Genomic DNA, 19,612 nt, shown 5'->3' with positions numbered 1-19,612 from the left:
TACCGGCATACGCGCACGGGCGGGTGCGGGCGCGGGCGGGGGTAGGGACAGAGCCGGCGGCGGAGCGTGGTGGCGGCGGGCCGTGGGCCTGCTGGCGGCGCTCACCACGGCGGCGGCGCTGGCCACCGGGCCGGGCGCGGCCCCGGCAGCGGCCGCCACGGCGACGCTGGGCACGACCGAGGTCGGCACGGCCGTCGACACCGCAGACTCCCACTACCTCAACGCCTCGCGCTACGTGACCGGTTCGTCCGGCGGCACGGTCAGCAGCATCTCGGTGTACGTGGACAGCGTGGACGCCGCGCCCAACAATCGGTTCCAGACGGCGGTCTACCAGGACAACGGCGGCAGCCCGGGCGCCCTGCTGGCGAGCAGCGCCACCGCGACCCTGACCGGGCCGGGCTGGAACAGCGTCCCGGTGACGGCCGCCCTGGCCGCCAACACCCCCTACTGGCTGGCCTACAACACCAACGGCTCCGGCCCGTCCGCCAACAACCTGCGCTACCGCCCGGGCGGCACCAGCGCCTACGGCGACGGCGGCCAGCCGTTCGGCAGCTGGCCGTCCACCGCAGGCCCGGTCACCACCGGCTCCACCAGCTTCTCGATCTACGCCTCCTACACCGCCGAGGTGGCCCCGCCGACCCCGGCGCCGGGCGTCGGGCCGGGCGCCGAGGGCCCGGTCCTGCTGGTCACCAGCCAGGCCAACCCGTACACCCGCTACCTGGCGGAGATCCTCAAGGCGGAGGGCCTGAACGCCTACCGCCAGGTCGACATCTCCGCCGTCACCGGTGCCGTGCTGGCCTCCGCCGACGTGGTGCTGCTCGGCGAGACGCCGCTCACCGCGGCCCAGGCGAACCTGTTCAGCACCTGGACCAGCGGCGGCGGACAGCTGGTGGCGATGCGCCCGGACAAGCAGCTCGCGCCGCTGTTCGGGCTCACCCCGACGGCCGGCACCCGCGCCGACGCCTACCTCAAGGTGAACACCGGTGCCGCGCCCGGCGCCGGGATCACCGGCGACACCATGGGCTACCACGGCGCCGCCGACCTCTACGCGCTGAACGGGGCCACCGCCGTCGCCACCCTGTACGCCGACGCGGCGAGCGCGACCGCCAACCCGGCGGTCACCCTGCGCGCGGCCGGCAGCGGCCGGGCCGCCGCGTTCAGCTACGACCTGGCCAAGTCGGTGGTGCTGACCCGCCAGGGCAACCCCGCCTGGGCCGGCCAGCAGCGCGACGGCGTCGACGGCTACGAGGCCAGCGAGATGTTCTTCGGCACCGGCGGCCAGCCGGACTGGAACGACCTGGACAAGGCGCTGATCCCGATCGCCGACGAGCAGCAGCGGCTGCTCGCCAACCTGCTCACCCAGTTCGCCTCCACCGCCAAGCCGCTGCCGCGGTTCTGGTACTTCCCGCGCGACGTCAAGGCGGTCGTGGTGATGACCGGTGACGACCACGGCGTCGGCGGCACGGCCGGCCGCTGGGACGGCTACCTCGCGCAGAGCCCGCCCGGCTGCTCCGTCGCCAACTGGGAGTGCGTCCGCGGCTCCTCGTACGTCTACACGGACGACCCGCTCACCCCGGCCCAGGCCAAGGCGTACAGCGACCAGGGATTCGAGATCGGGGTGCACGTCACCACCAACTGCCGTCCCTGGGGCAGCACCTCGGCCCTGCAGGGCTACTACCGCGACCAGTTGGCCGCCTGGCGGGCCAAGTACCCGAACCTGCCGAACCCGTCGAGCAGCCGGACGCACTGCGTGGAGTGGGACGACTGGGCCACCCAGGCGAAGACCAAGCTGGCCAACGGGATCCGGCTGGACACCGACTACTACTTCTACCCCTCGAACTTCACCCAGGACCGGCCCGGCTACTTCAACGGCACGGCCCAGATCATGCGCTTCGCCGACACCGACGGCAGCGTGATCGACGAGTACCAGGCGACCACCCAGCTCACCGACGAGTCCGGACAGTCGTACCCGGGCACCGTCACCACCCTGCTCGACGCCGCGTACGGCGCCCAGGGCTACTACGCGGCGCTGACCGCCAACCTCCACACCGACTTCGCCGCCTCCGCCGCCTCGGACGCGGTGGTCGCCGCCGCCAAGGCGCGGGGCGTGCCGGTGGTGTCCGGCCGGCAGATGCTCACCTGGCTGGACGGGCGCAACGGCTCGGCGTTCGGCAGGCTGGCGTGGCACCCGAGCGCCCCGGGCGGAGGCTCGCTGACCTTCGACATCACCGGCGGGGCCACCGGGCTGCGCGCCATGCTGCCGTTCAACGCGGCCGCGGGCACGCTCACCGGCATCACCTCCGGGGGCCGCCAGGTGCCGTACCGGGTCGAGACGGTCAAGGGCGTGGCGTACGCGTTCTTCGACGGCGCGGCGGGCTCGTACGCGGCCGACTACGGCCACGACGACACCGCGCCGACGGTGCTCGGCAGCACCCCGGCGGCCGGTGCGAGCGGTGTGGCGCCGGGCACGGCGGTGCGGTTCTCCTTCGCCGAGCCGCTGGACCCGGCGAGCGTGACCGGCGGGTCCGTCACCCTGCGGCCCGCGGCGGGCGGCGCGGCCGTCGCGGGGACGGTCGGCTACGACGCGGCGGCGGCCGGCGTGGTGTTCACCCCGGGCGCCCCGCTGGCGCTGACCACCGGGTACACCGCGACCGTCCAGGGTGTCCGGGACCTCGCGGGGAACGCGCTGGCGGGGCCGTACACGTTCTCGTTCACCACCGGGGGAGCGGAGCCGCGGACGATCGGGAACCCGGCGGTGGGCTCGCTGGTCGACGACACCGACTCCAACCACCTGAACGGCAGCCGGGTGACGACCGGCGCCGACCCGGTGGTGCTCACCTCGCTGAGCGTGCACGTCGGCCCGGTCAGTGCGGCGCCCAACAACCAGTACCAGCTGGCCGTCTACACCGACGCGGGCGGCTCGCCGGGGACGCTGGTCGCCAGGACGGGGAGCGGCACGCTGACCGCCAACGCGTGGAACTCGCTGCCGGTGGACCTCACGCTGAGCCCCGGCACCTCGTACTGGTTCGTCTACAACAGCAACGGGGCGAGCTCCACGGTCAACAACATGCACTACTCGACGGGTGTCTCCGGGCAGGGCGCGTACAGCAACACGGTGGTGCCGTTCGGGACGTGGCCGACGGACTTCGGGCCCTCGGTGAAGGACGCGTTCCAGTACTCGCTGTACGGGACGTACTGACCGCGGAACGGGGTTGACCGGCGCTCAGGAGGGCGCCGGGGCGTCGGACCCGGCTCTGTCACAGGGGTGCGACAGAGCCGGGTCCGGCGTTTTTGAACTTGTTCAGAATGGTCTACAGTCGGCTTCGGCCGTGGTGCCCGGTGCCTTCACCGGTGTGGTTCCGCGTGCCTGTCGGCGGACCGCCCGGAGGGTGGATTCCGCACGTCCACCCGACCATCGAGGGGGAAGCCATGTCCGGATCCAGCACGCCCGCGGCGGACGGAGTGCCGCCCGGCGGCGGTGGCGTCGGCCCCGCCGCGGGTTCCGCCGCCGGTCCGTACCGGGCGCCCGGGACACCCGCGCCGCAGCCGTTCGCGTGGTTGCGGCCCAGCGACCCCGACCGCAAGGCCCCGGCCACCGGCCGGACGGTGTTCGCGGCGGTGCTGACCGGCGCGCTCGCGTCCTGGCTCCTGGCGGACGGCCTCGGCGTCAACCTGCTGCTCTGCGCGGCGCTCACCGCCGTCGGCGCGGGCATCGCCGCCCGCGCCGCCGGCCGCCGGCTCCGCGCCTGGACCGTCGTGTGGAGCGCGCTCGCGCTCGCCCTGCTCGCCGTTCCGGCGCTCTACGAGGCCGGCTGGCCGGTGGCGCTGAGCACGCTCTGGGCCGTCGGCCTGGCCTCGCTCGCGCTGCACGGCGGGCGGCGCTGGAGCGGTGTCCTGCTCGCGCTGCCGGGTCTGCTCTGGCAGCTGGTTCCGGCCCTGGGCTGGGCCCGGAAGGGCCTGCGCGGGCGCGGCGCGGTCGGCCGCGACCGGGTGGTGCCGGTGCTCAAGGGCGTCGCGGTGGCGGCCGTGCTGCTGGCCGTGTTCGGTGGTCTGTTCGCCAGCGCCGACGCGGCCATGGCCGATGTGCTCGGGAGCCTGGTGCCCAGCCTGGAGCTCGGTGAGTTCCCCTTCCGGGCCGCCCTGTTCGTGCTCGGCCTGGCGACCGCGCTGGGCTTCGCCCACATCGCGGCCGGCCCGCGCCGCTGGGACCGCACGCCGGTCCGGCCGGGCCGTGCCAGGGGCCGGCTGGAGTGGGCGCTGCCGCTGGGCGCGCTGAACCTGATGTTCGGCGCCTTCGCGGTGGTGCAGGCGATGGTGGTGCTCGGGGGCGGGGAGTCGGTGCTGGAGCGCACCGGGATGAGCCGCTCCGAGTACGCCCGGCAGGGCTTCTGGCAGTTGCTCGTGGTCACCCTGCTGACCCTGGTGGTCGTCGCGGTCGCCAAGCGCTGGGCGCCGCGCGGGACGGAGGCCGACCGCCGGCTCGCGCGGCTGCTGCTGGGGGCGCTCTGCCTGCTCACCCTGGTCGTGGTGGCCTCGGCGCTCGGGCGGATGTGGTTCTACGTGGACGCGTCCGGGCTGACCACGCTGCGGCTCTGGGTACTGGCCGTCGAACTGTGGCTGGGCGTGGTCTTCCTGCTGCTGATCGCGTCCGGGCTGACCCCGTCGGCCGACTGGCTGCCGCGGGCGGTGGTGCTCAGCGCGGCGCTGGCCGCCGCGGTGTACGGGCTGATCGGGCCGGACGCGCTGGTCGCGGAGCAGAACGTGGCCCGCTTCGAGCGGACCGGGCAGATCGACCTGCGCAACGTCCGCAGCCTCTCGGTGGACGCCGTCCCGGCCCTGGACCGGCTGCCGGGCGACTACCGGACCTGCGCGCTGAACGTCGTCGTCCCCGACCTGGCGCAGATCGGCTCCACCCCCTGGTACGCCGCCAGCCTGGCCGGGGCGCGGGCCCGGGACATCCTCGCCGAGCGCCCGGCGGTCGACCGCCTCGTGGGCACGGAGTACGCCTGCGACCGGGTCGGGCTCCGGCGCGGCTACAGCCTCGGGGGCTGAGCCCGGCCGGGGGCGCGGGGCACGGGGGCGCGGGGCACGGGGAGGGTGGGACCGTCCGGGCCGGTGTGTGGAGCGGGGGACGGCGAGGGGCCGGTCGGGAGCGTGCTGCTCCCGACCGGCCCCTGCCCGTCCGGTCCGCCTCCCCCGGGAGGGCGGCCGGTCAGTGCATCGCGACGCCGGCGGTGTCCGTCGGCAGGTCGGCGGCCTTGGCCTTGACCACGACGGCGGCGACCACGAAGGCGATGCCCGCCATCACGGCGCCCACGATGAAGCCGTGCGAGATGCCCTGGGCGAGCACCTCGTTGGCCGCGGTGGTTCCCTTCGGGAACTCCTGCTTCTCCATCAGCCAGGCCTTCTGCTCCGGCGTGGCCGTGGCCATGAAGCCGGGCAGCTGCGTCTTGGCCTCGCTGGTCGCGTAGTGCGCGAACACCGTGGTCAGGATCGACAGGCCGAGCGAACCGCCGATCTGCTGCATGGAGTTCAGCAGGCCGGAGGCGGCGCCGGTCTCCTGGCCGGAGACGCCCGCGACGGAGAGCAGCATCACCGGGACGAAGATCAGGCCCATGCCGAAGCCGAAGACCACCGTGGGGCCGAGGATGCCGTCCACGTAGCCGCTGTCCGCGTTCATGAAGGTCAGCCAGGAGAGTCCGATGGTGACCAGCAGCGCGCCACCCGCCATGAACGGCTTCGGGCCGTACTTGACCTGCAGGCTGGAGGCGAGCTGGGCGGCCACGATGATGGCCGCGCTGATCGGCATGAACGCGAAGCCGGCCTTGAGCGGGCTGTAGTCCAGCGGGCCCTGCACGAACAGCGTGATGTAGAAGAAGATGCCGAACATGGCGGCGGCCACGCAGAGCATCATCACCAGGCCGCCGGTGCGGTTCCGGTCGGCGAACAGCTTCAGCGGGGTGATCGGCTGCTCGGTGCGGGTCTCGATGACCACGAACGCGGCCAGCAGGATCAGGCCGGCGGCGAAGGAGCCGAGCGTCAGCCCGTCCGACCAGCCGTCCGAGGCGGCCCGGATGAAGCCGTAGACCAGGCTGACCAGGCCGAGCGTCGAGGTGAGGGCGCCGGGCAGGTCGAAACGGCCCGGGTGGCGCTCAGACTCGGCGATGTAGCGCGGCGCGGCGACGGCGATCAGCACGGCGATCGGCACGTTGACGAAGAAGACCCAGCGCCAGTCGAGGTACTCGGTGAGCACACCGCCGGCCAGCAGGCCGATCGCGGCGCCCGAACCGGCCACCGCGGAGAACACGCCGAAGGCCCGGTTGCGTTCGGGCCCCTCGTCGAAGTTGGTGGCGATCAGGGCGAAGGCCGTCGGCGAGCAGATCGCCCCGCCGATGCCCTGGAGCGCGCGGGCGGCCAGCAGCATGCCGCCGTCCTGCGCGAAGCCGCCGAGCAGCGAGGCCAGGCCGAACAGCAGCGTGCCGGCGATGAAGACCCGGCGCCGGCCGAGGATGTCGCCCGCGCGCCCGCCGAGCAGCAGCAGGCCGCCGAAGGTGAGCGTGTAGGCGTTGATCACCCACGACAGGTTGGTGGTGGAGAATTCGAGCGCGTCCCTGATCTGCGGCAGGGCGATGTTCACGATGGTGGCGTCGAGCACCACCATCAACTGCGAGGCCGCGATGACGGCCAGGGTGATGCCCTTGTGCGGGCTGCTGCCGCCTCGCGATGGAGAGTTCTTGCTGAGCGTGTCGGAGATAGCCAAGTTGATGCCCCCTGCTGGCTATTGCTTCGTATGCTGCGGACCCGAAGGTCCGGCACGGCCCGGCGGCGTCCCGCGGGCTATGAAGGAACGGTATCGTTCACTACTGTGGACAATAGCGCTGAATAGTTTATGAACGCAAGCGTTCCTTAGGGTTGGTGACGATGGATCAGTTGGTGCGGCGGCAGATGGCGGACCGCTCCGCGCGCCCTCCGGCAGGCCCGGCCGGGCAGTCGGAGCCCGATCCTGCGCGGGCCCCCTGCCCCGTCCAGGTCGTTGCCGAGGCCCTGCGCCGGCCGGCCCGGCGGCGGGGGAAGGAGCTGGAGGCGGCGATCTTCGAAGCGACGCTCGATCAGCTCACCTCCGGCGGCTTCGCGCGGCTGACGATGGAAGGGGTCGCCGCCGCCGCGCGGACCGGGAAGGCCGCGCTGTACCGGCGTTGGGCGTCCAAGGTGGAACTGGTCATCGACGCCCTGGACTCCACTCTGCCACGCCCTGCCGACACCCCGGCCCTCGGGTCCGCCCGAGCGGAACTGCACTACCTCGTCGAGAGTTTCGTCTCCGTCTCGCGCTCCCGGGCGGGCGGTGCGATGAGCGCGGTGATGGCCGAGCTGGACCACGAGCAGGCGGAGCTGTTCAAGGACTTCATGGCCCAGCGGATGCTGGAGCCGACCAAGGGCGTGATCCTGGACATCCTGCGCCGGGGCGCCGAGCGCGGCGACGTCCGGCCCGGCGCGGCCACCCCGGTGGTCGCCGACGTCGTGCCGGCGATGCTGCTGTACCGGGTCAAGGTCTGCGGCCGCCAGGTCGGCCCCGAGTTCGTCGACCAGCTGGTCGACGAGGTGCTGGTGCCCTTGATCCGGCCCTGAGCCGGGCGTCCGGGCGGGTGGCATAGGCTGGAGTCCGACCAGCTGAACGGACCCCATCATGCCCATCGTCCCGCCGACGCACTCCGTCGAGCGCTCGCTGCGCCGCGCCGGCGCCAAGGTCGTCGTCGGCCTCGACGAGGTCGGGCGCGGCGCCTGGGCCGGGCCGGTCACCGTGGGTGCGGCCGTCACCGGCCTGCGCCGACCCCCGGAGGGGCTGACCGACTCCAAGCTGCTCACCGAACTCCGCCGCCGGGCGCTCGCGCCCGTGCTCGCCGACTGGGTCACCGCGTACGCGCTCGGCCACGCCTCGGCGCAGGAGTGCGACGAACTCGGGATGACCGCCGCGCTGCGGCTGGCCGCGGTCCGCGCCCTGGAGGCGCTCCCGGTGGAGCCGGACGCCGTGATCCTCGACGGCAAGCACGACTACCTCGGCGGCCCCTGGCGGGTGCGGACGGTGATCAAGGGTGACCAGTCGTGCATCTGCGTGTCCGCCGCCTCGGTGCTCGCCAAGGTCCACCGCGACGGTCTCATGGCCGACCTCGGCGAGGCGCACCCCGAGTTCGGCTTCGCCGACAACGCCGGCTACCCGTCCCCGGTCCACCGGGCGGCGCTGGAGGAGTTCGGGCCGACCGAGCAGCACCGCCTTTCCTGGTCCTATCTCGACGGGCTGCCCAAGTGGCGCCACCTGAAGCGGGTCCGGACGGTTTCCGGACCCGGTGGAGCGGGCTCCGAGGAGTCCGCCGGAGAACAGCTGGCACTCGGTTTCTGACGGTACGTCTGGAAACTCCCGGGGTGGCCCGCAGGGCCCACGGTGCCCAATAGGTGGGGCGCCCGTGCGCGTCCGACCGGCATTTGATAGATATCCGGGTATGCCTGTCTTCCCCGAGGAGCCGGAGATTAACGAGAGCCTCCCGGGCCCCGGCGTTCCCAGCCCCCGCGAGTCGGACGCACAAGCCCTCCGCGCGCCAGCCACCGGCGGCGCGACCACCGCCGTACCGCCGTCCGCCGGTGCCACGCCGGCCCCGGTGCCGGGCCCCCGCCCCGCACCGCCGCGTGCGGCGGCCGCGCGGGCGGACCGTCCGGGGCCTTCGCCGCGCCCGAACCCGATCCCCAAGCCCAGCCCTCCGCGACCCGCGCCCCGCCCGGCGCCGGTCGAGGTCCAGCACGTCGCCGCCGCCGAGGCGGAGGCGCTGGACCGCGCGGACGAGACCGTCGACCTGCTGCTGGACGCCGGCCGCGACCCCGGCGCCATCCTGGTGCTGACGGTCGGCTCGGCGCACCCCTGGCAGCAGCACGAGCTCTCCTTCGGCGAGGAGCGCTACTGGGCGCAGCTCGCCGAGGGTGGCGACGTGTTCTACGCCGACGCCGAGCTGACCCGCCCGGTCCGCCGCCCGGTGGTCGTGCTGGCCGTCAACGGCGGCCCGGCCGACCGCGCCGCGGCGGCGTACGCCAAGGCACTGCAGCACGCCGAGGCGCTGCTGGTGGTCTGCGGCGGAGCCGACCCGGCCACCGTCCGCGCGCCGCGCCCGGCCGCCGGCGCCCGCACCCCCCGCAAGCTGCCCGCCTGAGACCTGTGGTGGTCCCGCGAGTCCTGGCGTGATCGGACCTGATGGGACCCGACGGGACCCGACGACCGTCCTGGCCCGGTGCCTCTCCTGGCGCCGGGCCTCGGCGTCTCCGGTGGCCCGCCGGTGCTCGGGGAGGCCGGGGGCGTGGTGGGGCCACGGGTGCCCCGGCGCGGGCCGTCACGGACCGCGAGCGGGTGGACGGACGGTCAACGGGTGCCGGTGCGCCGGGCCGGTTCGATCGCGGTGACCCGGGCGGGCCCCCAGGGGCGCTCGGACTGGCGGGACCGCGGCGACCGCTCGGCGCGCTGCGGCCGCTGGCCGCGCGGAGCGGCCTGCGCCGTCCGCGGCGGCAGCTCCGTCACGGTGTGTAGCGGCCCCTCCGCCCACGACCCCGCGTGCGGATTGCGTCCGCTCCGCCCGTCGCCGAGGATCTGCCAGCCGGCGGGGGTCAGCGCGACATACGCTCCGCAGCGCAGCCCGTGCAGACCGGCCGCGTCCCGCAGGGCCCACATCCAGGCGCCGTCCTGCTCCGTCCAGCCGGTCGCGCCCTCGCGGCAGCGCAGCAGGACGGTGGTCCGCTTCGCGGTCGCCAGGCGCAGGTCGTGCGGGGTGACCTGACGCAGGTGGGCGAGGATCGCGTTGCGGTGCTGCCAGCCGTCCGTGTCGTGCGGCCAGGGGGTGAACGAGGCCGAGGCGGTCATCCGGTGCAGCGGGTCCAGGACGGCGACCACCACCGTGCCGGGCTGCGGCAGATGGCGCCGGTGCAGTTCCAGGACGAATTCGCGCGGATCGCGGAGCAGCGGGATCCCGGAGGCCGTCCAGGTCTCCAGATCGAGCACCCGTCTGGGGGCCGAACTCCGGGCGACGGGATACTGACCTCGGTCGATTCCGCTGATCACGACCCTCCTTCCCGACCCACGGGCTCGCGGGTACCTGCGTACGCCAGAGGCACGATCCAAAGGACCAGGCTCCGGGTACAGTCCAATTCTCAGGGCAGATGGGGTGGAGCGGCAACGATGAAATGATGAACGCCGCCCGAAAGCCAACGTTCTGCCGGATATATTCCACGTTCGCCCGGAACCGGTCCGTACGCCGCCGGACCGTGATCCGTCCGGGCCGGAAGGCGCTGTGAAGCCTCTTGAGCACCGTCGTTCCTCCTTCCCGCGGCGATCTCCCGTGATCTCCCCGCCTGCCTGTTCGACGGTCCCGGACGGGTACGGAGATGGCCCGGTGCCCGTGAATTACTCCTTTCCGGTGAATCCGGCCCGTCGGCGCGGGGCGGCGGTCAGCCCTGGGCCCCCAGCACCAGCGGCAGCACCGCGCCCGCTCCGGCACGGCGCAGCAGCCGGGCGGCCACGGTGATCGTCCACCCGGAGTCCACCAGGTCGTCCACCAGCAGCACCGGTCGGCCCGCGGCCGCCACCGCCGAGGCCGTCTCCGGCGGCAGGACCAGCGCGCCGGCCACCGAGTTCAGCCGCTGGGCGCTGTTGCTGCGCGAGCCGTGCGGCGGCTGCCCGGTCGCGTACTCGATCCGCCCGAGCAGCGGCAGCCGCCCGATCTCGGCGATCCTGGCACCGAGGCTGTCGACCAGCCGGGGCCGGGTGGCGGAGGCCATCGTCACCACGCCGACCGGCCGCTCCAGCCGGGAGCCGTCGGCCGCGGCCGGGCCGGCCCAGCCGCCGGGTCCGCGCGCCCAGTCGGCCAGCACGGTGACCAGGGCGTCCACCGCCTCGCCGGGGACCGGCCCGTCCGGGGTCCGGTCGTTGAGCAGCGCGCGCAGGCGGGTGCCCCAGCCGATGTCGGAGAGCCGGCCGAGCGCCCGGCCCGTCTCGGCCTGCTCGCCGGCCGGGATGCGGCCCTTGAGCGGGACGCCCAGCGCGTCCATGCCGGTGGGCCAGAGCCGGCGCGGCTCGAAGCCGACGCCCGGGCGGCCGAGCGCGGCCCGGGCGGCCTCCAGGGCCTGCGCCGAGACCTCCGGTCCGTGCAGCGGCCCGGCGCAGTTGTCGCACCGGCCGCACGGCGTGGCCTGCTCGTCGTCCAGCTGGCGGCGCAGGAACTCCATCCGGCAGCCGGTGGCCGCCGCGTACTCGCGCATCGCCCGCTGCTCGGCCTCCCGGGAGGCGGCCACCTTGGCGTAGCGGGCGGTGTCGTACGCCCAGCTCCGGCCGGTGGCCGTCCAGCCGCCCTTGACCCGCCGCACGGCGCCGTCCACGTCGAGGACCTTGAGCATGGTCTCCAGCCGGGTGCGGCGCAGGTCCACCCGGGGTTCCAGCGCGGCGGTGGAGAGCGGCCGGCCGGCCTCGGCGAGCGCGTCGATGGTCCGGCGGACCTGCTCCTCGGGCGGGAAGGCGAGCGAGGCGAAGTAGCGCCAGATCGCCTCGTCCTCGCGGCCGGGCAGCAGCAGCACCTCGGCCCGGTCGACCCCGCGCCCGGCCCGGCCGACCTGCTGGTAGTAGGCGATCGGGGAGCTGGGGGAGCCCAGGTGGACGACGAAGCCGAGGTCCGGCTTGTCGAAGCCCATGCCGAGGGCGGAGGTGGCGACCAGCGCCTTGACCCGGTTGGCCAGCAGATCGGCCTCGGCGGTGCGGCGCTCGGCGTCCTCGGTGCGGCCCGAGTAGGAGGCCACCGTGAAGCCGCGTTCGCGCAGGAAGGCCGTCACCTCGTCGGCGGCGGCGACCGTGAGGGTGTACACGATGCCGGAGCCGGGCAGCCGGTCGAGGTGGTCGGCGAGCCAGGCCAGCCGGTGCGCCGGGTCCGGCAGGGTCAGCACGCCGAGGGTGAGGCTCTCGCGGTCGAGCGGGCCGCGCAGCACGAGCGCGTGCTCGTCGCCCGCGCCGGTGCCCAGCTGCTCGGCGACGTCGGCGGTGACCCGGGAGTTGGCCGTGGCGGTGGTGGCCAGCACCGGGACGCCCGGCTGGAGCTCGGCGAGCATGGTGCGCAGCCGGCGGTAGTCGGGGCGGAAGTCGTGGCCCCAGTCGGAGATGCAGTGGGCCTCGTCGACCACCAGCAGGCCGGTGGAGGCGGCGAGCTTGGGGAGCACGTGGTCGCGGAAGTCCGGGTTGTTCAACCGCTCGGGGCTGACCAGCAGGACGTCCACCTCCCCGGCGGTGACCTCGGCCTGGACGGCGTCCCACTCGTCGGTGTTGGCGGAGTTGATGGTGCGGGCGCGGATGCCGGCCCGGGCCGCCGAGTCCACCTGGTTGCGCATCAGGGCGAGCAGCGGCGAGACGATCACCGTCGGACCGGCGCCGCGTGCCCGCAGCAGCGCGGTGGCGATGAAGTAGACGGCGGACTTGCCCCAACCGGTGCGCTGCACCACCAGGGCCCGGCGGTGGTCGACGACCAGGGCCTCGATGGCCGTCCACTGGTCCTCGCGGAGGGTGGCGCCGGGGCCGGCCAGCTCGCGCAGGACGGCCTCGGCCCGCGCCCGGACCTCGGCGCGGTCGGCGGCGGTGGCGGTGGTGTGGGTCTTCGGCTGCTGCATGGCCCCCATGTAACCCCGAGGAACCGACACGGGGCGAACGGCGGCGGGTGGGGAGCGGGCGGAGCGGGGAGGAGTTTCGTCAGTTCTTCCGCTGAACGGCAGCCGTTTTTCCCCCGGGAGAGTGACTCGGCGCTACGCCGATCGAGGGAGGAGTTATCCACAGGCCGGGTTTGTCCACAGGCCCGGAGGAAGTTTCCGGGGGCTCCGGAGATTTGCGGCAGCCTTCCGGCCATGACCGACACGCGCATCGCGCTTCCCTTCGGCGACGGCCCCGACGGCCGTCCGATCACCATGCGGGGCCCGGCCGACATGGCCGAGGTGCTGCCCTACCTGCTCGGCTTCTTCCCCGACGACAGCATCGTCGCGGTCGGCCTCCAGCCGCCCGGCCTGCACCAGGGCGGGGTGATCCGGCTGGACATCCCCGAGTCGGCCGAGGAGTGGCCGGCCGCCGCCGAGGAGACGGCCGCCCTCCTCGTCGGGCTCTCCGAGCGGCAGGCCCGGAGACCGGTCCAGGTCCTCCTCTACCTCTGCCAGGATCCCGTCGGGCCGGGGCCCGGCGGGCAGCACGGCCCGCCGGTGGCGGAGCGGCTGCGCCCGCTCGCGGAGCGGTTGCAGCAGGCCTTCGAGGGCCGCGGGGTGCGGGTCAAGGAGTCGCTGTGCGTCTCGGCGGGCCGCTGGTCGTCCTTCCTCTGCACGCGGCAGGGCTGCTGCGATCCGGCGGGGCACCCGATCCGCCGGACGCCCGCTCCCGGCCCGGTCGCGGTGGCGGCGACCGTGGCCGGCCTGGCGCCGCGCGGCAGCCGCCGGGAGATCCTGGCCGGGCTGGCCCCGGTCGGCCCGCCGGCGGCGGAGGCCGTGCGGAGCGCCCTCGCCGGGGCCGGGGCCGGGCCCGCGCCCGGGTGGCGGCCGTCGATCGACCGGCGGGGGCACGCCGAGCTGCTCGACGCGGCGGTCGCCGAGTTCATGGCCGGGGCCACGGCGCTCGACGACGACCGGGCGGCCCGGCTGCTGCTGGCGCTCCAGGACCGGACCGTCCGGGACCGCGCGGCCGAGTACGCCAGACCGGACGAGCTCGCGTCCGCCCAACGGCTCTGGCGGTTCCTGGCCACCCGCTGCGTGGCGCCCTACGAGAGCTGCGCCGCGCCGCCGCTCACCCTGCTGGCCTGGGCCTCGTGGGTCGCGGGGGACAACGCCACCGCGCGGGTGGTGCTCGGCCACACGCTCCGCCGCCACCCGTCCTACCTGCTCGCACAGCTGCTGTACGAGTCGCTGAACGGCGGGTTCGCGCCGGACACGCTGCTGGCGAGCGTGGAGGAGGAGCGCCGCCGCCGCACCGAGCGGGAGGAGCGGGAGCGGGCGGCGGCCGAGGAGGCGGCCGAGGCCGACCCGCCGTCGGGCCCGCCCCCGGAGCCGGTCCCCGCCGCCGACGGAGCCGCTCCCGGGAAGGCCCGCCGCCGGGGCCGTCGGCGGCGCGGCCGTCCGGTCGTGGTGGAGGGCGCGGAGGATACGGCGACCGACGGGGCCGCGTCGGGGCCGTCCTCCGACGAGGACCCGGGCTCCGACCACCCGTCCGGGGCGCCGCCCGGCCGGGACGGCACCGGCGGTGCCGCCGGCGGGAGTGGGGGCGCCGGGGCCCGCACCGCGCGGGTGCGGTGCACGGCGGCCGGTACCCGCTCGGTCACCGGTCCGGCGGCGGGGTACCGGCCGCCGGAGCGGCAGCGCGGCCTGCGCGCGGCACGGATCGCCCGCCCGGTGCCCCGGCCGTCGCCCTCTCCGGCGGGCGGCTGCCGGTGGGGCCGGTTCCCGGGCGTGCGCGGCGCGGCGGCGGAGCGCCATGGGCGCTGACGTCCTGGCGGTCGCGGCGGGCCGGCCGCCGGGCCCGTCCCGCCCGGCGGCCGGGGTCGGCGCCGGTGGCGGTGGCGCGCTACGCCTCGCCGCGCGCCATCGCGATCAGGCGGTCGAGCACCTTGCCCCCGCTGACCCGCAGGCCGTCGTGCTCCCACTCATTGGTGATCCAGGTCCGCAGCCCCCGCACGGACCGCGCGGTCTCCAGCGAGTCGGCGGTGTCGACGTACATGTCGTCGTGGTACACCGCCGCCACCACCGGCACCTCGTTCGCCGCCAGCCGGGCGGGGTCGTAGAGGTCGGGCCAGTCGGCGCGGGCGGCGAGCAGCTCCGCGGTCTCCTTCAGCGGGCGCAGCGCCGGGTCGGTGTCGAACATCCAGGGGTAGATCATCTCCCCGGTGAACAGCACCGGCGCGTCCGACTCCAGCGCGGCCCGGGCGTCGAACTCCGGGAACTCCGCGCGGACGCGCGCGGCGGACCAGCCGGTGCCGGCCGGGTCCACCGAGCGCTGGCCGTAGATCGACTCGTGCAGCACGGCGTAGAGCGGGCCCTGCGCGAAGGAGAGCTGCGCCTGGGCGCCGGCGAGGAAGGTGTCGGAGAGTTCGGGGCCGGCCGCACCCTCCACCCAGGCCTCCTCCAGCAGGTAGTGGAGGGTCCCGGAGCCGCTGCCGCCGCCGAGCAGCAGCCCGAGAGCCTGGAACGCCTCGACGGTGAGCCGCCCGCCGTCGGGCAGGACGGCGGGGGCGTCGGCGAGGTGCGCGGCGATCCGCCGCACCGCCTCGACGTCCTGCGGGAAGCGCGCGTAGTGGCCCTCGTTCTTGCGGACGACACGCGGGTAGGCGGCGCGGTAGACGTCGTCGGCGGAGCTGCGCAGCCCGGCCAGGCCGCCGGTGATGAAGGCCTGGTCCAGTCCCTCGGGAGCGACGGAGAGGTAGGTGAGGGTGCAGAAGCCGCCGAAGCTCTGACCGAGCACGCTCCACCGGCGGTCGTCGCCGAGCAGCCGGCGGCGGATCAGCTCGGCGTCCCGCACGATCGAGTCGGCCCGGAAGTGCGCCAGGTAGTCGGCCTGCTCCTTGGCGCCGCCCCGCCGCGCCAGGGTCTGCCGGGTGGCGGGCGTGGACCGCCCGGTGCCGCGCTGGTCGAGCAGGAGGACCCGGTAGTCGTCGAGCGCGCGCTCCAGCCAGCCGTCCCGGCCCAGCGGGCGGCCGGCCTTGCCGCCCGGGCCGCCCTGGAGGAACAGCAGCCAGGGCAGGCCGGTGTCCTCGCGGCGGCCCGAGGCGACCACCTCGCGGGCGTACACCTCGATCTGCTCGCCCTGCGGGGCGGCGTGGTCGAGCGGCACCTGGAAGACGTGGTCGGTGAAGGCAATCCCGGGCAGCCGGCTGGCGGTGGACATACAACTCCTCGGTCTCTGCTGGTCACAGCCGTCGCATCGGCCCCGGACGGGGTTGCCGGTGGCGGGGCCGCGACCCCCGCACCGTATCCTGGCCGCGGCCCGGGGCCGCCCCGACGGCCACCGCCCGCGACCGCGCACCCGACGGCCCGCGCGGCCGGGCGCGACGGACCGGCGGCGGCTCGGGCGGCGGCAGCGGCCCGGGCGGGAACCGGACCGCGGCGGACCGGCGGGCGTGACCTGCCACCGGTCTGCGGCGTTCACCCCCGGGGGCTTGTACCCGGGCGCCGGGCGCGCCGCGGGGGACGGGGCCCCGGTGCGGGCGGGCCGCGGGGCCCGGAGGCGCGCCGGACGGTACGGCGCGGACGGCACGGGGACGGCCGGGCGCGACCACGCCCGGGAACGCACGGCGCGGGGCCGGTACCGATTCGGTACCCGGCACCGCTTGGCACGGCCCGGCACCGGGTACGGCCAGACACGGCACTGCGGCCGGCGGGGCGCCCGCCGGACCGGTACCAGCACGCACGCGATCGAACATGCTCGCGGCCCACGGCCCTGACCGGCCACCGGACCGCCGAGGGGAGGAGAGTCCGGTGACCGCGATGAGGCCGCCACAGGCCACGCCCGCCGAGAGCGTGGTCGGCGCGCCGAGACCGGCCGGCCGGCCGGAGCAGGCCCAGCCGGCCGGCGCCGGCGGCCCGTCCCGGCCCGCGCCGCCGCGCCCGCAGCCGGCCGCCACCCACCACGCGGTGCTCTGCGTGAACGCGCCCGCGATGGCCGCCTCGGGCCCCGACGGCCAGCTGCGCGGGCACGGTCTGCACGGCTTCTACCGCTCCGGTGTCCGGGTGGTGGCCCGGATGGAGGTGCGCCTCGGCGGGGTCGAGCCGCTCCCGCTCCAGGGCACCCTGACCTCGGCGGCCCAGGCCCGCTTCCTGGGCGCCGTCCGCGTCCCCGGCGACCTCGACCCGGACCCGGCGCTCACCGTCGAGCGGCTGCGCCACGCCGACGGCGTCGAGACCGTCACGGTGCGCAACGCCGGCAGCCGTCCGGTCCGGCTGCCGCTGGAGATCGCGCTCGCCACCGACCTCGGCCCGGTCGGTGAGATCGCCGCCGGCCACCGGCCCCCGGACCTGCCCGGCCAGGTGCAGTCCGCCGGGCTGCGCTGGGCGGGGCCGACCCACAGCGCCACGGTCAGCGCCCAGCCCTCGCCGCACGCCGTGCTGGCCGGAGCCGGCGTGCTGCGCTGGGACCTGGAGGTCCAGCCGGGCGCGCGCTGGTCGGTCGAGCTGCGGATCGCGCTGGAGAGCACCGTGCCCGCCCCGCGCCCGCCGAGCGGACGCGGCACCGGGGTCCCGCTCCCGTGGGCCGAGCCCGAGGTGCGCTGTGACGACCCCCGCGCGGGACTGGTGGTGTCGCGCTCCCTGGACGCCCTCGGCGGACTGCTGTTCGCCGACCCCGACCGGCCCACCGACCTCTACCTGGCCTCCGGCGCGCCCTGGCGGTTCGGCCTCGCCCCGGCCGACGCGCTCTGGGCGGCCCGGCTGACCCTGCCGCTCGGCACCCGGCTCGCCGCCGGCACCCTGCGGGCCCTGGCCCGCCGTCAGCAGCCGGCCGGCGCCCCCGGCCAGGGGCCCCACCGCGCCGAGGGGCTGCTCCCCGGCGCGCTGCGGCACGGCGGCCCCGAGCTGCCGCCGACCTGCACCGCCACCGAGGCGACCCTGCTGTTCGTCACCGTGCTGGCCGAGGCCTGGCGCTGGGGCCTGCCCCGGGCGGAGGCCGCCGAACTCCTCCCGGCCGCCGAGCGGGCGCTCGGCGCGCTGCGCGACGGCCTGGTGGACGGCTTCGTCACTGATCTGAGCCGCCCGGTCGAGGAGCGGTCGGCCCACCCGGTGCCGGCCCGCGCCGAGGTGCAGGCCCAGGCGCACCGGGCCGCCCTGCACGGCGCCGACCTCCTGGAGGCCTTCGGCCGACCCGGCGCGGAGGAGTGGCGCGACTGGGCGGCCGCCCTGCGCGGCCGGTTCCGCGAGCGGTTCTGGGTGGACGACCTCTCCGGCGGCCGTCCCGCCGCCGGGCTCGCCCCGGGAGGCCAGCCGCTGCCCGCCGTCGCCGCCTCGCTGGTCCACCTCCTCGACCCCGGTCTCTCCGCCGACGGCGGCCGGCACGAGAGCCTGCTGGACCGCGAGCAGACCAGGCTGCTCGCCCAGCGGCTGGCCGCACCCGAACTCGACAGCGGCTGGGGGCTGCGCACCCTCAGCGCCAAGTCGCCCCGGTTCAACCCGCTGGGCCACCGCAGCGGCGCGGTGCGGGTGCACGAGACCGCCCTCGCCGTCGCCGGGCTCGCGGAGGCCGGCCACGAGAACGAGGCCGGGGCCCTGCTGGAGGGTCTGCTCGGCGCCGCCGCCCACTTCGAGGGCCGGCTGCCCGAGATGTACGCGGGGGAGCAGTGGACGCCCGGCAGCCCGCCGGTGCCGCACCCCGGGGCCTGCCGGCCGGCGGCGGTCTCGGCCGCCGGGGCCGCGCACGCGGTGTTCGCGCTCGCCGGGGTCCGGCCGGACGTCCCCGGCGGGCGGGTGCTGGTCCGCCCGGCCAGCACGGCGCCGCTCGGGGAGCTGGAACTGACGGGACTGCGGGTGGCCGGCGAGCCGTTCTCGGTGCGGGTCAGCCGGATCGGCGTGGCGATGGTCGAGGAGGCGTCCGCCGAGCTCCAGCTGGTGGCCCGCTGACGCCGTCTCCACTGCCGCCCCCGCCGCCGTTCCCGCCCGCGGCGCCCGGTCGCGGGCGGGAACCCACCGGCCCGCGCGGGGCGGACGGCGGAAGGGGCCGCCGCAGCACGGCCCGCCCACGGGCCTGTGCTTATCGTCAGAGAGACGACTATGATCGTCGCCATGTCGCGTTATGACCCGTCGGCCTTCCCCCCGTTCGCAGTCACGGTCGACCTGGTCGTGCTGACGGTGCGCGAGCACGCGCTGTGCGCCCTGCTGGTCCGCCGGGGCGAGCCGCCCTACCAGGGCTACTGGGCGCTCCCCGGGGGATTCGTGCGCCCCGACGAGGGGCTGGCCGAGGCCGCCTCCCGGGAGCTCGCCGAGGAGACCGGCCTGCGCGCCTACTCCGCGCCCGGCCACGACGCGGCCGCGCCCGGCACCGCCGGTGCCCACCTGGAACAGCTCGCCACCTACGGCCACCCCCAGCGCGACCCCCGGATGCGGGTGGTCAGCGTGGCCTACCTGGTCCTCGCGCCCGACCTGCCGACCCCGCGCGCCGGCGGCGACGCCAGCAGCGCCCGTTGGGCCCCGGTCACCGAGCTCCTCGCCCCGAACCGGATCGACGGCGTCCCGCTCGCCTTCGACCACGGGCTGATCCTGGCGGACGGGGTGGAGCGGGCCCGCTCCAAGATCGAGTACTCCTCGCTCGCGACGGCCTTCTGCTCGGCCGAGTTCACCGTCGGCGAGCTGCGCCGGGTCTACGAGGCGGTCTGGGGCGTGGTCCTCGACCCGCGGAACTTCCACCGCAAGGTGACCGGCACCCCGGGCTTCCTGCTGCCCTCGGGCGGGACGACGACCCGTCAGGGCGGGCGCCCGGCCCAGCTGTTCACCTCCGGCGGCGCCAATGTGCTCAACCCGCCGATGCTGCGCCCGGAGTCCTGAACCGTCGCGGCCGGTGGTCCGGACGTCTCGGTCGCAGGATCGGATTGTCCCC

Annotated in this window: 12 protein-coding genes; 8 read left to right on the top strand and 4 right to left on the bottom strand. The window is 75.7% G+C overall.

Annotated elements, in window-relative coordinates; translation table 11 throughout:
* Nucleotides 1-82 precede the first annotated feature (82 nt).
* Nucleotides 83-3,199, top strand: a complete 3,117-nt coding sequence (locus ACFC0B_RS32840; RefSeq protein ID WP_376094222.1) for an Ig-like domain-containing protein — start codon at nt 83-85, stop codon at nt 3,197-3,199.
* Between the two features lie 230 nt (nt 3,200-3,429).
* The gene (locus ACFC0B_RS32835; RefSeq protein ID WP_376094219.1) at nt 3,430-5,052 is read left to right on the top strand and encodes a DUF4153 domain-containing protein; all 1,623 of its coding nucleotides are present in this window, start codon (nt 3,430-3,432) and stop codon (nt 5,050-5,052) included.
* Between the two features lie 160 nt (nt 5,053-5,212).
* Here the strand turns inward: ACFC0B_RS32835 and ACFC0B_RS32830 are convergent, their stop codons facing one another.
* Nucleotides 5,213-6,760, bottom strand: a complete 1,548-nt coding sequence (locus ACFC0B_RS32830) for an MFS transporter (protein WP_376094216.1) — start codon at nt 6,758-6,760, stop codon at nt 5,213-5,215.
* A gap of 161 nt (nt 6,761-6,921) precedes the next feature.
* Here ACFC0B_RS32830 and ACFC0B_RS32825 point away from each other — a divergent pair, with 161 nt between their 5' ends.
* The 3 genes from ACFC0B_RS32825 to ACFC0B_RS32815 all read left to right on the top strand — a co-directional run bounded on the left by ACFC0B_RS32825 (nt 6,922) and on the right by ACFC0B_RS32815 (nt 9,194).
* Nucleotides 6,922-7,626, top strand: coding sequence for a TetR-like C-terminal domain-containing protein (locus tag ACFC0B_RS32825; protein ID WP_376094213.1), 705 nt, complete (start codon nt 6,922-6,924; stop codon nt 7,624-7,626).
* Between the two features lie 58 nt (nt 7,627-7,684).
* Nucleotides 7,685-8,395 (top strand): ribonuclease HII, encoded by a 711-nt coding sequence (locus ACFC0B_RS32820; RefSeq protein WP_376094210.1) that lies wholly within the window; start codon nt 7,685-7,687, stop codon nt 8,393-8,395.
* A 100-nt stretch (nt 8,396-8,495) separates the two neighbouring features.
* Entirely contained in the window at nt 8,496-9,194 is a 699-nt protein-coding gene (locus ACFC0B_RS32815; RefSeq protein WP_376094207.1) for a hypothetical protein, read from the top strand.
* 206 nt (nt 9,195-9,400) lie between these two features.
* On the opposite strand, the gene ACFC0B_RS32810 is transcribed toward ACFC0B_RS32815, so the two are convergent.
* Nucleotides 9,401-10,093: a hypothetical protein gene (locus ACFC0B_RS32810; protein WP_376094204.1), complete on the bottom strand. Its 693-nt coding sequence runs from the start codon at nt 10,091-10,093 to the stop codon at nt 9,401-9,403.
* A gap of 386 nt (nt 10,094-10,479) precedes the next feature.
* Nucleotides 10,480-12,687 carry a RecQ family ATP-dependent DNA helicase gene (locus ACFC0B_RS32805; RefSeq protein ID WP_376094201.1) on the bottom strand — a complete coding sequence of 736 codons (2,208 nt, stop codon included), beginning with the start codon at nt 12,685-12,687 and terminating at the stop codon, nt 10,480-10,482.
* Nucleotides 12,688-12,909: 222 nt separating this feature from the next.
* On the opposite strand from ACFC0B_RS32805, the gene ACFC0B_RS32800 reads away from it, so the two are divergent.
* On the top strand, nt 12,910-14,523 hold the full coding sequence (locus ACFC0B_RS32800; RefSeq protein WP_376094198.1) for a DUF4192 domain-containing protein: 1,614 nt from the start codon (nt 12,910-12,912) through the stop codon (nt 14,521-14,523).
* Between the two features lie 79 nt (nt 14,524-14,602).
* Here ACFC0B_RS32800 and ACFC0B_RS32795 read toward each other — a convergent pair whose 3' ends face one another.
* Nucleotides 14,603-15,919: an alpha/beta fold hydrolase gene (locus tag ACFC0B_RS32795; protein WP_376094195.1), complete on the bottom strand. Its 1,317-nt coding sequence runs from the start codon at nt 15,917-15,919 to the stop codon at nt 14,603-14,605.
* A 599-nt stretch (nt 15,920-16,518) separates the two neighbouring features.
* Here ACFC0B_RS32795 and ACFC0B_RS32790 point away from each other — a divergent pair.
* Nucleotides 16,519-18,639 (top strand): glycogen debranching N-terminal domain-containing protein, encoded by a 2,121-nt coding sequence (locus ACFC0B_RS32790; RefSeq protein ID WP_376094264.1) that lies wholly within the window; start codon nt 16,519-16,521, stop codon nt 18,637-18,639.
* 162 nt (nt 18,640-18,801) lie between these two features.
* Entirely contained in the window at nt 18,802-19,560 is a 759-nt protein-coding gene (locus ACFC0B_RS32785; RefSeq protein ID WP_376094192.1) for an NUDIX domain-containing protein, read from the top strand.
* The last annotated feature ends 52 nt before the right edge of the window (nt 19,561-19,612 follow it).

The organism is Kitasatospora sp. NPDC056184 (assembly GCF_042268405.1).
GTDB lineage: Bacteria > Actinomycetota > Actinomycetes > Streptomycetales > Streptomycetaceae > Kitasatospora.
This window is presented reverse-complemented; position numbering and strand designations above follow the sequence as displayed.